Raw genomic sequence first — 13,701 nt, 5'->3', positions numbered from 1 at the left:
GCTATCGGCATCAGCCGAGTGTTCTTGACTGGGCCGCCAGGCGCTGCTGCACCGAGCCGGCGACGGCCACCACCTTGCTGGCATAATCCGGCGCCGTGGCATAACCACCGGCAGCCAGCGCGCTGGCAAACTGGCGGGCATCATTGCCCGCACCGATCACACCCTTGTAGCGGCGCTCCAGCAGCGACTGGTAATCGGCAAAGGCATCCTGCAGCGAGTCGTAGGCGCGGAAACGCTCGACCCGCTTCTGCGGCACGCCATTCACGTATTCGGTGGTCAGCACGTCGGCGGTCTTGCCGGTCCAGCCGGAGCCAGCCTTGATGCCGAACAGATTCCAGGTTTCATTGCCCTGGCTGTCCTTGATCGAGCGCTTGCCCCAGCCGCTTTCCAGCGCGGCATGCCCAACCAGCAGCTCGGCGCTCACACCGAGCTTCTTCGCGGCACCGGCGGCGGCATCACGCACCTTGAGGATGAAATCCTGGGTGCCTTGCACAAAGCCACTGGCAGAGGCGCCGGCAGAAGCGGAGGAATTTGCCGTCACGGCAGCTTTTGCCGCACCGGCAGCCGACATCGGCAGCGGACTGGTGCCCACGCGCAAGGGGTCCGGACGCACTGCACGCGCCTGATTCAGTGATTCGGGATTTTGCTGCCGCTCGATCTGGCGGCGGATCATCGCGGCAAGGCTGTCGCCCAGCCCCTGCTGGGATGACCAGGTCTGCGCCAGCTGCTGATCGCCCATGCTGCGAAACAGATCCTGGCTGCCGGTATTGCTTTCCTCGGAGAAGCGCGGTGATGCCTCGCGCATGCTGCTGAGCATCTGCTGCAGCAGCAGGGCGGCAAACTGCTCGGCCACCTTGCCGGCGGCCTTGCTGCCATCCTTGCGCAATTCGCTGTGCAGTCCCCGCAGTGCATGCGGGTCAATGGCCAGCTGATTGGCTGTTGCTGCTGTTTGCATCGTCGTGCTCCTTCTGTTGCTGCCAACAGATGAGCAAGATGCATGCCAATGCCAGACCGCCCTTGATCAGACGGTCATCAGATGATTTCCAGCTCCGCCTTCAGGGCGCCCGCCGACTTCATGGCCTGCAGGATGGCCAGCAGATCCTGCGGCGTGGCGCCGACGGCATTGAGCGCGCGCACCACCTGGTTGAGGCTGGCCGCCTTGCCAAAGCGCAGCACCGCCCCACCCACCTCGGCCTCACCGGCATTGGCTGCCGGTGCATTGCCGCCCTGCTGCGGCGCCACCGTCACGGTCAGCGAACCGTGCGCCACGGCGCAGGGCTCGACCTGCACCGCCTGGTTCATCACTACCGAACCGGTACGCGCATTGATGATCACCTTGGGGCTGACCGCCGCCGGCGTAAGCTCGACATTTTCCAGACGAGCCAGAAACGCCACGCGCTGATTGCTGTCCATCGGCGCGCGCACCTGGATGACACGGCCATCCAGCGCGGCGGCAACCGGCCCAAGCTGGGCATTGATGGCGGTGACCATGCGGTTGGCCGTGCCAAAGTCGGTCTGCATCAGCTCCAGCTGCACATACTCGCCATTGCCCAGCATGGTCGGCACCGCACGCTCGACGGTCGCGCCAGCCGGAATGCGACCGGTTGCCAGCAGATTGGGCTGGGCGCCCGCGCCGCCACCCACGACGCCATTGCTGGCCACCAGCAGATTGCCCTGCGCCATGGCGTAAATCTGGCCATCGGCGCCTTTCAGCGGCGCCATCAGCAGCGTGCCACCGCGCAGACTCTTGGCATTGCCGATGGACGATACGGTCACATCCAGCGGCTGCCCCGGACGGGCAAAGGGCGGCAGGGTGGCCGTCACCGTCACCGCGGCCACGTTCTTGAGCTGCAGATTCCCGGCAGGCGGCACCTGCACCCCGAGATTGGTCAGCATATTGACGACGGATTGCACGGTGAACGGCGTTTGCGTGGTCTGATCGCCGCTGCCATCCAGGCCCACCACCAGGCCATAGCCGACCAGCTGGTTGTTGCGCACGCCGGCCAGCGTGGCCAGATCCTTAACCCGATCGGCTTGCGCCACCGCCGATACCATCAACAGTATCAGCAGAAAAACCTTTTTCAGAAAAGGCTGCATGGTTATACCCCTGGTTTATAGCGGCCAGACACTCAGGAAGAAGCGCTGCAGCCAGCCCATGGTGTTCGAATCATTGATCGCCCCCTCGCCCACCTGCTCCAGGCGCGCATCGGCGACACGCGTCGACGACACCGTATTGCCAGCCTTGATGTCGCGCGAACTCACCACGCCCGTCAGGCGCACGGTATTGAGTTCGCCATTGATGGCAACCTGCTTCTCGCCGCCCACCACCAGATTGCCGTTGGGGAGCACATTCACCACCGTCACCATGATGGAACCGCGGAAACGGTTGCTGGCATTGGTTTCGCCATCACCCTCGAAGGTATTGGTACTGCTGCCGGTAATCGTGGCATTGAAGAGTTTTTCCAGCACCCCCGGGAAGTACGGCGCGCTGGCATTGCCGGCGACATCGATGGTGCCGGCGCGACTGGTCTTGCTGTTGGCGCTGTTGGCGGCGGTAAGGTTTTCCTCGATCTGCACCAGCAGGGTGTCGCCGACCATGCGCGCATTCGGCTCTTCGAACAGCAGCTTGGCATTCGCCGCCTGGAAAATCGCGCCATTGCTCGTCTCGGCCGTTGCCTGCGGCTGCGGGCGGCTGCTCACGGGCTGGGTGATGATGGTTTTGGGAGCGGCGCAGGCCGCCAGCATGGCGCAACAGGCCAGCAGAAGGGGCAGCCGGAACAGTTCGGAACGAAGGATCATGGCGAATTACAACTGGGTCAGTTTCTGCAGCATTTCATCGGAGGTACGCACGGAACGCGAGTTGAGCTCGTAGGCGCGCTGCGCCTGGATCATGTTGATCAGCTCTTCGGTCACATTGACGTTGGAGGTCTCAATATACCCCTGGTTGATGGCGCCCAGCCCATTGGTCCCCGGCTGACCGACCGTCGGCGCACCGCTGGCGGCCGTTTCCAGGAACAGGTTTTCACCCACAGCCTGCAGGCCGGGCGGGTTGATGAAGGTGGCCAGCTGGATGTTGCCCAGCTGCACCGGCGCAGCCGAGTCATTGTTGATGATGGCGGTGACCGTGCCGTCCTTGCCCACCGTCAGCTGGGTCGTACCCTGCGGCACCTGCAGCGCCGGCTGCAATGCGTAACCGCTGGAGGTCACCACATTGCCCTGGCTGTCGACCTCGAAGGTGCCATCGCGCGTGTAGGCCGTCGTGCCATCCGGCATGGCGATCTGGAAAAAGCCCTGACCATTGATGGCCAGATCCAGCGGGCCCTCGGTCGCCTGCAGGCCGCCCTGCATGAAGGCGCGACTGGTGGCAACCACGCGGGAGCCGGTACCGATCTGCAGACCGGTGGGCAGCTGGGTCTGCTGGCTGGTCGCCCCACCGGGCTGACGCAGGTTCTGGTACAGCAGGTCTTCAAATACGGCGCGTTCGCGCTTGTAACCGGTGGTGTTGACGTTCGCGAGGTTGTGCGAAATCACGTCAACATTCATCTGCATGGCATCCATGCCGGTTTTGCCAGTCCACAACGAACGCATCATGATGCTGTTTCCTTCTCGGTATTCTTCAAATGAGCCGCGATCAGCCGTTCATCGACAGCAGCTGCGACGCGGCGCGTGCATTCTGGTCGGCGGTCTGCATCATGCGGATCTGCAAATCGTAATGGCGCTGGGTCGAAATCATGCTCACCAGCTCTTCCACGGCATTGACATTGCTGCCCTCCAGGCCACCCACGGTCAGGCTGACCGTCGCATCAGCCTCGGCGGGCTCGCCATTGCGCAAACGGAACAGGCCATCATTGCCCTTCTGCAATTCGGCCGCGTCGGCGCGCACCAGGCGAATGCGGCCAATTTCGACCGCTTGCGTCGGATTATCCAGAGCAATCGCGCTCACGGTGCCATCCGGCGCGATGCTGGGGCGGGTATTTTCCGGCACCAGCAGCGGCCCGGTTTCGCCCAGCACCGGCTGGCCATCCAGCGTCTTCAGCATGCCGGTCGCATCGATATCGAAATGACCGTTGCGGGTATAGGCCTCACCGGTCGGCGTCTGTACCGCAATCCAGCCCTCGCCCTTTACCGCCACATCCAGCTCGCGCCCGGTAATCTGGAACGGCCCCTGGCTGAAGTTTGAACCAGTGCTCTGCTCGACCGCATACGCGCGAGTGGCATGGCCGGGACCACCAATCACCGGCACGGCGCGAAAGGCCGCCAGATCGGCGCGAAACCCCGTGGTGCCGACATTGGCCAGATTGTGCGACACGGTGGCCTGACGCAGCTGCGCGTGCTTGGCACCGGTCATCGACACATAGAGCAGACGATCCATGAAGTTGCGCGCCTAGTGGTTAGCGGATATTGATCAGGGTCTGCATGATGGTGTCCTGCGCCTTGATCGTCTGGGCATTGGCCTGATAATTGCGCTGGGCCGTAATCAGGTTGACCAGCTCGCTGGTCAGGTCGACGTTGGCATCTTCCAGCGTCGCCGACTGCAGCAGGCCGGTACTGCCCGTGCCCGGCGCATTGACCAGCGGCTGGCCGGAGGAATACGACTCCACCCAACGATTGTCACCCACCGGCTGCAAGCCCTGCGGATTGGTGAAGGTCGACAGCACCACCTGGGCCACATCGCGGGTTTCACCGTTGGAATAACGCCCCTGCACCACGCCTTCCTTGCTCACCGAAATACCGGTCAGAATACCGTCGGTATAGCCATCCTGCGCCAGAGAGTTAACGTTATAGGGGCTGCCAAACTGGGTGGACTTGTCAAAGTAAAGCTGAAAGCTCAAGCCGTTCGAGCCATTGTTCAGCGCCCCGGTCTGCACATACAGCCAGTCATCACCGGCATTGGCGCTGATCGGCAATTCCGGCGCAACCGGCGCGGCCGCAATATTCGAGGTGTAATCTACGTAACGGCCATTGCCGTCAAAACTCAGCGTCCCGACCAGCGCATTGAGCGGCACCGGTGGCACCCCCGTCGGGTCGGCCAGCGTACCGTCCAGGTTTACCGGCTTGCCATCCACCGAGTAATACACATCCCAGGTATTGACCGCGCCAGGTCCGGGCACCGTCGCCCCCGGATCCTGCTTGCGAAAATACATGGTCTGGGTATGCGCCACGCCCAGCGAATCGTACACAGTGGCCGAGGTGGAGTAGTTGTAGGTGGTTGGATCGGTGTACGAGAATGCGGGCCCAGGGTTGGCATTGGATACATCATTGATGACCTTATCCTGAGCATTCAGGTTGACCCCCAGATCAAGGCCAGCACCGCTCACGCCAGAACCCCCGGTTTCCTGCGCGCCGATATTGGAAAACTGCAGCTGGATGGGCAGCGGATTGCTGCCGGCCAGCACCAGACCACTGCTCTGGTCAACCGGCCAGCCGGTCAGATACTGGCCATTGTTGACGATATAGCCATCCTTGTTGAGCTGGAACTGGCCGTTGCGCGTGTAACTGATCGAACCGGTCGTGTCCTGCATGCGGAAAAAGCCATTTCCGGAAATGGCGATATCCAGCGGATTATTGGTGGTGGTCAGATTGCCCTGCGCAAACTGCTGGGCGATGTTGGTGACCTTGGCACCGATACCGGCCACATTGGCGGCGGTACCGAAGGTGGCGGCGTAAATGTCGGCGAATTCGCCACGCGAACCCTTGAAGCCGACCGTCTGGGCATTCGCCACATTATTGCCGATCACATCCAGATTCTTGGACGAAACATTCAAGCCGGAAAGACCTTGCTGGAAGCCCATGATTTACTCCTGAATTACGCTGCAACGGCTTTCTTGCCGTCCTGAATTTGTACAATGCTGCCAAAATCGGCCTTGCCGCCATTGGCCAGCAGGGCAACCACGCCATTGGCGCCAAACTCGACCGACTTCACGGCCTGCCAGGTTTGCATGGTCAAAGCAATTTCCTTGCCATCCTCGGCCTGCACGCCCTTGGCCGTCACCGTATAGTCACCGGCCGGCAACACGGAGCCATCGGCTTTCTTGCCATCCCACTCGATGGCCTTGCCGCCGGGCGGCAAGGCGCCATACGGAATGGTGGCCACGGCCTTGCCGTTCTTGTCGCTGATGGTGAGCGTTGCGCTCTTGAGCGCCGCCGGAGCTTCAAGCCGCAGCTCGGCACTCTTGCCGTCAAAATGGAATTCCTTGCCGGGCGACAGCACTTCCTTGCCGATCAGGCCTGCCGCCTGCATCACCTGCGTACCGGCATACAGCGACATCATCGTGCCCATGGTCTGGTTCAGCTTCTCGATGCCGGTCACGGTATTGATCTGCGCCATCTGCGAAGTGGTTTCCGCACTATCCATCGGATTCATCGGATCCTGGCTTTGCAGCTGCTTGACCAGCAGCTTGAGGAAACGGTCCTGCTGCTGCTCGATGTCGGATTTCTTCTTGGAATTCGCCCCGTTGAGCGCGCTGTAGTCAAACTGGTTCGAAACACTGGCCGTTGCGGTCGCCATGATGAGTTCTCCTTAAAACGCTCAGGACTGGCCGATGGCGATGGTGCGCATCAGCAGGGTTTTGGCGGTATTCATGACATCGACATTGATCTGGTAGGAGCGCGAGGCCGAGATCATATTGGTCATTTCCTCGACCACATCGACATTCGGGCGCGCCACATAGCCATTGGCATCGGCCAGCGGGTTGTGCGGCTCGTAGCTGAGCTTCGGCGGCGCCTGGTCTTCGATGACGCCCGCCACCTTCACGCCGACGCCGGATTTGCCCGCCGCACCAACTGGCGCAGCCTGGAACACCACCTGCTTGGCGCGGTAAGGCTGACCATTGGAGCTGGTCACCGATTCGGCATTGGCCAGATTGCTGGCCACCGCATTCAGGCGGGCCGACTGGGCATGCACGGCGGAGGATGCAATATCAAAAACGCGGAACATTTCTTACCCCTTATTGCCCGGTCAGCGCGGTGCGCATGCCTTCGACGCGGCGCTGGAAGAAGGTCAGCGCGGCCTGGTAGCGCAGCGCATTCTGCGAGAACTCGCTCATTTCATTGTTCATGTCGACGGTGTTGCCATCGATCGAGGGCTGCTGCGGATTGCGGTAACCCAACTCCGGCTGCAGCGGATCAATCCGCCGGGACGGCTGCAGATGCCGGGAGTCGGTACGCGCCAGCACCTCGTTGCCGCCAGCCCTTTGCACGGCGCGCGCGGCGACGTAGGCCTTGCCGAAATCAAAATCGCGCGCCTTGTAGCCCGGCGTGTCGGCATTGGCGATATTCGACGCCAGCACTTCCTGGCGATATGCGGCGAGCTTGAGGGCGGTTTCCTGCGGCTGGAAATAGGTGCTGAGTTGGGCAAGCATGAATCGTCTCCGGGTTCCCGCCGCTTATCAAGCAGGATTCATGCCAACCTGCAGAATCTCCATGACGCGAATGCAAGCAGCTCGTGCCGCGCGCGCTCTGCGACCAGTCTTCCACCCCCGCAAACGCAAAAAGGCGGCATCTGGCACGCCGCCTTTTTCAGATACATCATGCCGTATTGGCTTGAAGCCTTTTATATGAAAAGGTCACAAGCCAATACCCAATGGAATTACTGCATGACATTGTCATGGCCGCGCCGCTGCGCTCCCTGCCTGCCGTTTCGCTGGCACTGCCGCGAACGCAGCGGTGGGTACGGCGCGAGCATCAGTGCCTGTTCTTGCGCTTCGGGCAGCTTTCGCAGGCCTTGGCGGCCGGAGTCGAACATTCGAGCTTGTCGAGCGATTGCGACAGCGCACAGACCGAGCGGCGGCAGGCGACGAAGCGGATCTGCTCTTCCTGCGCCAGCTCGCGGTAGGCGCGCATCACATTGTGACTGAGGAAATCGGTGAAGAGGATCAGCAGATCGGCGCCACGCAGCGAGGCGGGGCGGCGCTGGTGCGCGACATTGCGCCCGGACACATGGTGCTGGATGCGGATGCCGCGCTGCGCGAGCAGATCGGGAATATTGCCCAGTACATCAGCGCCAACCAGATAGGCATTCATCGTGGATTACCTGTATCGAAAGGAGAGATGCGCTCACGATACATCAAACGATAATCGTTATCAATTGCATTTGTGTGAAATCGGCGGCGGGTAGGGCAAAACCCTGACAAACCGGCGTCGGCGTTGTGTCACGTCAAAGTTTGCGATGGCCATTGGTGCGCTAATACCCGCACCCGACATTCAATGCCATCAGGATCGCCATCATGCTGATCGCCATACCCACCGAACACAGCCCGGGTGAACGCCGCGTCGCCGCCACCCCGGACACGGTCAGGAAACTGATCGCCGCCGGCCACCAGATCGCCGTCGAACGCGGCGCCGGGCACTGGGCCGCCATCCCGGACGACCATTTCAGCGCCGCCGGCGCCACGCTGTGCGACGATTTTGCCGCCACCGTTGCCGGCGCCACGCTGGTGATGAAGGTACGCCCGCCCGCCGCCGCCGAAATCGCCGCGCTGCCCGCAGGCTGCGCGGTGCTCGCGCATTTCGACGCCTGGCGCTACCCCTGTTTTGCCGAGCTGAACCAGAAACGCATCAGCGCCTATGCGCTGGAGCGCATCCCGCGCATCACCCGGGCCCAGGCCATGGATATCCTGTCCTCACAGGCAAATATTGCCGGCTACCGCGCCGTACTGCTGGCCACCCAATACTATCCGCGCTTCATGCCCATGTTCATGACGGCCGCCGGCAGCGTCAAACCGGCGAAGGTGCTGATCCTGGGCGCCGGTGTCGCCGGCCTGCAGGCGATCGCCACCGCCAAGCGCCTCGGCGCGGTCGTCGAAGTCTTCGACGTGCGCCCCGCCACGCGCGAACAGGTCGAGTCGCTGGGCGCGAAGTTTGTCGAGGTTGAGCTGAGCGCCGAAGAAAAGGCGTCACTGGAAAATCTGGGCGGCTATGCACGCGAGATGTCGGCGGATTATCAGGCCCGCCAGAGCGCGCTGATCGCCAAGCATGCCACCCAGGCCGACATCGTCATCGCCACCGCGCAGATTCCCGGCAAGGCCGCGCCCGTGCTGGTGACGGCAGACACCGTGGCGCAGATGAGGCCCGGCAGCGTGATCGTCGATCTGGCGGTCGACACCGGCGGCAACTGCCCGCTGTCGCGTGCGGATGAAGTCATCACCAGTGAGAGCGGCGTGATCATCGCTGGCCACGGCAATCTGCCGGCGCTGCTCGCGGCGGACGCGTCGGCCATGTATGCGCGCAACCTGCTGACCTTTACGGGTTTGCTGACTGACAAGGACGGCCGTTACGCACCGCAGCTGGACGATGAAATCGTCGTCGCCACCCGCATCTGCGCCGACGGCCAGACACTCGCCGCCGACCTGCAAATCCCAGCCAGCCCGGCCAGCCAGCCCGAGCCGGCCGACGCGACCGCCTGACAAGCCTGATCACAAGAAAGGGAGAATTCCATGTCCGCAACCGCTGTTGCTTCCGCGGTCAGTCAGGCCAGCCATGGCCTGAGCACCGACCCGTTTATCGGCCTGCTCACGATTTTCGTGCTGGCCATCTTCGTCGGCTACCACGTCGTCTGGAACGTGACCCCGGCGCTGCACACGCCGCTGATGGCCGTCACCAACGCGATTTCCGGGATCATCGTGGTCGGCGCCATGCTGCAGGTCGTCGACATCCACGCCCAGCAGATCACGCCCACCAGCGTGCTGGGCGCCATTGCGATTTTCCTTGCCAGCATCAACATTTTCGGCGGCTTCCTGGTGACCCAGCGCATGCTCGAAATGTTCAAGAAAAAGAACGCTCAAGAAAAAGCACAAGGAAGGGGATGATCATGCAAAACCTACTCGCCCTGCTCTATCTGGTTTCGGCCGTGCTGTTCATCCTGTCGCTAAGAGGCCTGTCCAGCCCGCTCACCGCAAGGCGCGGCAACCTCTACGGCATGACTGGCATGGCACTGGCCGTCATGACCACCTTCTTTGTCGCCGATTCGCCGGTCATCTGGCTGATTGTCGCCGCGATTGCCGCCGGTGCTGTTGTCGGCGCCTGGAAGGCCCGCACGGTCGCCATGACGGCGATGCCGGAGCTGGTTGCCGCCATGCACTCGCTGGTCGGCCTCTCGGCCGTGCTGATCGCGGTTGCGGCCGTCTATCACGCTGGTGTCAGCCATAGCGGCGTGCAGAAGATCGAGCTCTTCATCGGTGCCTTCATCGGTGCCATCACCTTCACCGCCTCGGTCATTGCCTACGGCAAGCTCTCGGGCAAATTCGGCGCCCGCGCGATCAACTTCAAGGGCCAGCATCTGCTGAACCTGATCCTGGCGCTCGCCATGCTCGGCTTCGGGATGACCTACTTCCTGTCCGAGAGCCAGGCGGCCTTCCTGATGATGGTGGCGATTGCACTGGCGCTGGGCGTGACGCTGATCATCCCCATCGGCGGCGCGGACATGCCGGTGGTCGTGTCCATGCTCAACTCCTACTCGGGCTGGGCCGCGGCCGGCATCGGCTTCACGCTGGAAAACCCGGTGCTGATCATCGCCGGCGCCTGCGTTGGCGCGTCGGGGGCGATCCTGTCCTACATCATGTGCAAGGCGATGAACCGCTCCATCGTCTCGGTGCTGCTCGGCGGCTTCGGCGCGGAAGCGGCGACGGCAGGTCCGGCTGGCAGCGCGCAGAAAAACTACCGCTCGGGCTCGGCCGACGATGCGGCCTTCCTGATGGAAAATGCCGAGAAGGTCATCATCATTCCCGGTTATGGCCTGGCGGTATCGCGCGCGCAGCATGCTTTGCAGGAACTGACCGACCTCTTGAGCGAACGCGGCGTCGATGTCCGCTATGCGATTCACCCGGTCGCCGGGCGCATGCCGGGGCACATGAACGTGTTGCTGGCCGAGGCCGAGGTGCCCTACGACAAGGTGTTCGAAATGGAGGAGATCAACAGCGAATTCGGCACCGCCGACGTGGCGCTGGTGATCGGCGCCAACGACGTCGTCAACCCGGCGGCCAAGAACGACCCGGCCAGCCCGATCTACGGCATGCCGATTCTGGATGCCTACAAGGCACGCACGGTGATGGTGGTGAAGCGCTCGATGAGCGCCGGCTACGCCGGTCTCGACAACGATCTCTTCTACATGGATCGCACAATGATGGTCTTCGGCGACGCCAAGAAGGTGGTCGAGGAAATGCTGCAGGCGGTGCACTGATCCGCAGCAGCGGCTGGGAAAAACCTTACAACGCAGAGACGCAAAGACGCAGAGGAAAGACAACAACTTCTTTCCTGATTAGAAACCCTTCTCGGCAAACAACAAAAACCGATTGAACCACAGAGACACAGAGGGCACAGAGGAAGCAAAACCCTGAGAAATGCCGATGATGAGCTCCCGCTTATCTCTGTGTTCTCTGTGCCTCTGTGGTGGATTCGGGCTTTAGCCGGGAAGCCTTGCCGATCAGCAGGCACACTACACGCAATGCGGCCAGTGCCATGGGCGGCAACACTGACCGGTCATCTGCTGCTTCACAAATAGAACTTTCGTTCTATAGAATACCGGCATGACCTTCGCCAGCGCCAGCATCATGCCCAGCCAGCCACCGGAACTGCCCCGCGCCCAAGGCGCCCACCCTTGCCCGCCGCTGCTTGCCCTGCCCCGGCTCGACACGCTGGTGCCGGCCGGCTTTCCCTCGCCCGCCGAGGACTGGGCGGACGAGCGCGTCGACCTCAACCGCCTGCTGGTGCGCGATCCGGAATCAACCTTCTTCCTCGCCGTCAGCGGCGACAGCATGTGCGGCAGCGACCCGGCGCGCAGCATCCCGGACGGCGCGCTGCTCGTCGTCGACCGCACGCGCCAGGCCGTGCACGACGACATCGTCGTGGCGCTCATCGACAACGATTTCACCGTCAAGCGCCTGTTCCGGCGCGGCCGCCATCTGGCGCTGGTCGCCGAAAACCCGGCCTACCTGCCGCTGGTCGCCGGCGAAGGACAGGAAATCGCCATCTGGGGCGTGGTCACCGCCTGGATCATGCGGCCGCGATGATTGCGCTCGTCGACGTCAACAATTTCTATGTGTCCTGCCAGCGCGTGTTCGAGCCGAAGCTGGAGGGCAAGCCGGTGGTCGTGCTGTCGAACAACGACGGCTGCGTGGTGTCGCGCAGCGCCGAGGCCAAGGCCATCGGCATTCCCATGGCCGCACCCTGGCATCAGTGCACGGAACTCGCCCGCCGCCACGGCGTGATTGCCTACAGCAGCAATTACGCGCTCTACGCCGACATGAGCAACCGGGTGATGGCCATCCTCGCGCGCTTCGCGCCGCACACCGAGGTGTATTCGATCGACGAATGCTTTCTCGACCTCTCGGGCCTGCCCGGCGATCCGGCGCAACTCGGCGCGACAATCCGCCAGACCGTGCGGCAGTCGACCGGCCTGCCGGTCTGCGTCGGCATCTCGCCCAGCAAGACGCTGGCCAAATTCGCCAACCACCTCGCCAAGACACACGCCGACATGCACGGCGTGTGCGACTGGAGCCGGCTGGCGCCAGCCCGGCAAGCGCGGCTGCTGACCGAGACTCCCGCGGAAAAGCTATGGGGTATCGGCCGCAAGCTCAATCAACAATTAGCCTCCATGCATATACACTCGACCATGGATTTCCTGCACGCCGATGCCGAGCTGCTGCGCCGGCGTTTCGGCGTCAATCTCGAACGCATCTTGCTCGAACTGCGCGGCCAGCGCTGCTTCACGCTGGCGGACCAGCCGCAGGACAAGCAGCAGATCCTGTGCAGCCGCTCCTTCGGCCGCCCGGTCTACCGCGAGGACGAGCTGGCCGAGGCGGTGAGCACCTATGTGGCGCGCGCGGCGGAGAAGCTGCGCCGCCAGCGCTCGGCCTGCGGCGCGCTGGCGCTGGCGATACGCAGCAGCCCGAACCGGCCCGATGCGGAGCGCTACAGCGCCCACCTGCTGCTGCCGCTGCCCGAGCCCAGCGCCGACACCCTGCAGCTCACCAGCGCCGCGCTGCGCATCCTGCAACGCCTGTATCGCCCCGGCATCGCTTATGCCAAGGCGGCCGTGCTGCTGACCGAGCTGACCCCCATGCATGCGCTGCAGGGCCAGCTCTTTCCCGAGGCGGGCGATCCGCTGCGCCGCGCCAGACTCAACGCCACGCTCGACGCCATCAACCAGCGCTTCGGCCGCGGCACGCTGCGCCTGGCCAGCAGCGGCCCCGCCGAGCCGGGCTGGGGAATGCGCCGCCAGCACCTGTCGCCGAGCTGGACCACCAACTGGCAGGAACTGCCGGTCGCGCACGCGCGCTGAACCCGCACACACGCAAGCAAGGGCAAGCGCTGACCGGGAAGCACATCCTGGAAAACGCCTGAAACTGGTTGAATTTTCAGCGCCTGCGGCGCAGGGTATCGATGCCGGGTGTGCCCGGCAACACGTCAGGGGGCTTGTCTTGCCAAGCCCCCCGACACCCCCAAGGCGCGCCCGGTCAGCCGCCCCGCTGCGCGGGGTACCTTGCGATGCTCGTTTTTCCGGGGGCGCGGGACAACTCGGGCTGCGCCCTCAAACACGTCCCGCACCTGACCCCGGAAAACCTGCGCTTCTCAGCGGCTTTCAGGGCAGAACGTCCTAACCAACGCCTTTGTTGCTCGGACTGTCTGGAGGAGAGACATAATCGGGCATATATGATTTACGCAAGAAGACCCCCTCCTCTGCGCCCCCCCTTACAAGATGGATGG

At 63.1% G+C, this 13,701-nt stretch carries 15 protein-coding genes; 5 read left to right on the top strand and 10 right to left on the bottom strand.

The features are described 5' to 3' along the window. Positions 1 to 10: 10 nt before the first annotated feature. From flgJ to C515_RS0111885, 10 genes are all read right to left on the bottom strand, one after another. Positions 11 to 955, bottom strand: coding sequence for a flagellar assembly peptidoglycan hydrolase FlgJ (gene flgJ / locus C515_RS0111930; RefSeq protein ID WP_028455726.1), 945 nt, complete (start codon positions 953 to 955; stop codon positions 11 to 13). 77 nt (positions 956 to 1,032) lie between these two features. After that, positions 1,033 to 2,097 (bottom strand): flagellar basal body P-ring protein FlgI, encoded by a 1,065-nt coding sequence (locus C515_RS0111925; protein WP_028455725.1) that lies wholly within the window; start codon positions 2,095 to 2,097, stop codon positions 1,033 to 1,035. A 15-nt stretch (positions 2,098 to 2,112) separates the two neighbouring features. Further along, the gene (locus C515_RS0111920; protein ID WP_043649283.1) at positions 2,113 to 2,799 is read right to left on the bottom strand and encodes a flagellar basal body L-ring protein FlgH; all 687 of its coding nucleotides are present in this window, start codon (positions 2,797 to 2,799) and stop codon (positions 2,113 to 2,115) included. A gap of 6 nt (positions 2,800 to 2,805) precedes the next feature. Beyond that, positions 2,806 to 3,591: a flagellar basal-body rod protein FlgG gene (gene flgG / locus C515_RS0111915; RefSeq protein WP_028455723.1), complete on the bottom strand. Its 786-nt coding sequence runs from the start codon at positions 3,589 to 3,591 to the stop codon at positions 2,806 to 2,808. Positions 3,592 to 3,631: 40 nt separating this feature from the next. After that, the gene (gene flgF, locus C515_RS0111910) at positions 3,632 to 4,372 is read right to left on the bottom strand and encodes a flagellar basal-body rod protein FlgF (protein ID WP_028455722.1); all 741 of its coding nucleotides are present in this window, start codon (positions 4,370 to 4,372) and stop codon (positions 3,632 to 3,634) included. Positions 4,373 to 4,391: 19 nt separating this feature from the next. After that, positions 4,392 to 5,792 (bottom strand): flagellar hook protein FlgE, encoded by a 1,401-nt coding sequence (gene flgE, locus C515_RS0111905; protein ID WP_028455721.1) that lies wholly within the window; start codon positions 5,790 to 5,792, stop codon positions 4,392 to 4,394. Between the two features lie 14 nt (positions 5,793 to 5,806). After that, positions 5,807 to 6,508 (bottom strand): flagellar hook assembly protein FlgD, encoded by a 702-nt coding sequence (locus C515_RS0111900; RefSeq protein WP_028455720.1) that lies wholly within the window; start codon positions 6,506 to 6,508, stop codon positions 5,807 to 5,809. Between the two features lie 21 nt (positions 6,509 to 6,529). After that, positions 6,530 to 6,937 (bottom strand): flagellar basal body rod protein FlgC, encoded by a 408-nt coding sequence (gene flgC / locus C515_RS0111895; protein WP_028455719.1) that lies wholly within the window; start codon positions 6,935 to 6,937, stop codon positions 6,530 to 6,532. Between the two features lie 10 nt (positions 6,938 to 6,947). Next, positions 6,948 to 7,361: a flagellar basal body rod protein FlgB gene (flgB, locus tag C515_RS0111890; RefSeq protein ID WP_028455718.1), complete on the bottom strand. Its 414-nt coding sequence runs from the start codon at positions 7,359 to 7,361 to the stop codon at positions 6,948 to 6,950. Between the two features lie 322 nt (positions 7,362 to 7,683). Continuing rightward, on the bottom strand, positions 7,684 to 8,022 hold the full coding sequence (locus C515_RS0111885; RefSeq protein ID WP_028455717.1) for a DUF2325 domain-containing protein: 339 nt from the start codon (positions 8,020 to 8,022) through the stop codon (positions 7,684 to 7,686). A 203-nt stretch (positions 8,023 to 8,225) separates the two neighbouring features. Between C515_RS0111885 and C515_RS0111880 the strand changes: the two genes are divergently transcribed. The 5 genes from C515_RS0111880 to C515_RS0111860 all read left to right on the top strand — a co-directional run bounded on the left by C515_RS0111880 (position 8,226) and on the right by C515_RS0111860 (position 13,276). Then, positions 8,226 to 9,404 carry a Re/Si-specific NAD(P)(+) transhydrogenase subunit alpha gene (locus tag C515_RS0111880; protein WP_028455716.1) on the top strand — a complete coding sequence of 393 codons (1,179 nt, stop codon included), beginning with the start codon at positions 8,226 to 8,228 and terminating at the stop codon, positions 9,402 to 9,404. A gap of 30 nt (positions 9,405 to 9,434) precedes the next feature. Further along, positions 9,435 to 9,806, top strand: coding sequence for a proton-translocating transhydrogenase family protein (locus tag C515_RS0111875; protein ID WP_081686925.1), 372 nt, complete (start codon positions 9,435 to 9,437; stop codon positions 9,804 to 9,806). A 2-nt stretch (positions 9,807 to 9,808) separates the two neighbouring features. Next, positions 9,809 to 11,176, top strand: a complete 1,368-nt coding sequence (locus C515_RS0111870; RefSeq protein ID WP_028455714.1) for an NAD(P)(+) transhydrogenase (Re/Si-specific) subunit beta — start codon at positions 9,809 to 9,811, stop codon at positions 11,174 to 11,176. 346 nt (positions 11,177 to 11,522) lie between these two features. Continuing rightward, positions 11,523 to 12,005, top strand: coding sequence for a LexA family protein (locus C515_RS0111865; protein ID WP_245575029.1), 483 nt, complete (start codon positions 11,523 to 11,525; stop codon positions 12,003 to 12,005). Further along, positions 12,002 to 13,276, top strand: coding sequence for a Y-family DNA polymerase (locus tag C515_RS0111860; RefSeq protein ID WP_028455712.1), 1,275 nt, complete (start codon positions 12,002 to 12,004; stop codon positions 13,274 to 13,276). The genes C515_RS0111865 and C515_RS0111860 overlap by 4 nt, the downstream gene beginning before the upstream one ends. Positions 13,277 to 13,701 lie beyond the last annotated feature (425 nt).

The sequence above is a fragment of the Chitinilyticum litopenaei DSM 21440 genome, from assembly GCF_000428145.1.
GTDB lineage: Bacteria > Pseudomonadota > Gammaproteobacteria > Burkholderiales > Chitinibacteraceae > Chitinilyticum > Chitinilyticum litopenaei.
Note: the sequence above shows the minus strand (reverse complement) of the source record. Positions and strands in the feature narration are given on the sequence as shown.

Excerpts from the sequence above, each read along its gene's own strand:
- flgJ (WP_028455726.1), bottom strand. The coding sequence starts at position 955 with ATGCAAACAGCAGCAACAGCCAATCAGCTGGCCATTGACCCGCATGCA.
- C515_RS0111925 (WP_028455725.1), bottom strand. The coding sequence starts at position 2,097 with ATGCAGCCTTTTCTGAAAAAGGTTTTTCTGCTGATACTGTTGATGGTA.
- C515_RS0111920 (WP_043649283.1), bottom strand. The coding sequence starts at position 2,799 with ATGATCCTTCGTTCCGAACTGTTCCGGCTGCCCCTTCTGCTGGCCTGT.
- flgG (WP_028455723.1), bottom strand. The coding sequence starts at position 3,591 with ATGATGCGTTCGTTGTGGACTGGCAAAACCGGCATGGATGCCATGCAG.
- flgF (WP_028455722.1), bottom strand. The coding sequence starts at position 4,372 with ATGGATCGTCTGCTCTATGTGTCGATGACCGGTGCCAAGCACGCGCAG.
- flgE (WP_028455721.1), bottom strand. The coding sequence starts at position 5,792 with ATGGGCTTCCAGCAAGGTCTTTCCGGCTTGAATGTTTCGTCCAAGAAT.
- C515_RS0111900 (WP_028455720.1), bottom strand. The coding sequence starts at position 6,508 with ATGGCGACCGCAACGGCCAGTGTTTCGAACCAGTTTGACTACAGCGCG.
- flgC (WP_028455719.1), bottom strand. The coding sequence starts at position 6,937 with ATGTTCCGCGTTTTTGATATTGCATCCTCCGCCGTGCATGCCCAGTCG.
- flgB (WP_028455718.1), bottom strand. The coding sequence starts at position 7,361 with ATGCTTGCCCAACTCAGCACCTATTTCCAGCCGCAGGAAACCGCCCTC.
- C515_RS0111885 (WP_028455717.1), bottom strand. The coding sequence starts at position 8,022 with ATGAATGCCTATCTGGTTGGCGCTGATGTACTGGGCAATATTCCCGAT.
- C515_RS0111880 (WP_028455716.1), top strand. The coding sequence starts at position 8,226 with ATGCTGATCGCCATACCCACCGAACACAGCCCGGGTGAACGCCGCGTC.
- C515_RS0111875 (WP_081686925.1), top strand. The coding sequence starts at position 9,435 with ATGTCCGCAACCGCTGTTGCTTCCGCGGTCAGTCAGGCCAGCCATGGC.
- C515_RS0111870 (WP_028455714.1), top strand. The coding sequence starts at position 9,809 with ATGCAAAACCTACTCGCCCTGCTCTATCTGGTTTCGGCCGTGCTGTTC.
- C515_RS0111865 (WP_245575029.1), top strand. The coding sequence starts at position 11,523 with ATGACCTTCGCCAGCGCCAGCATCATGCCCAGCCAGCCACCGGAACTG.
- C515_RS0111860 (WP_028455712.1), top strand. The coding sequence starts at position 12,002 with ATGATTGCGCTCGTCGACGTCAACAATTTCTATGTGTCCTGCCAGCGC.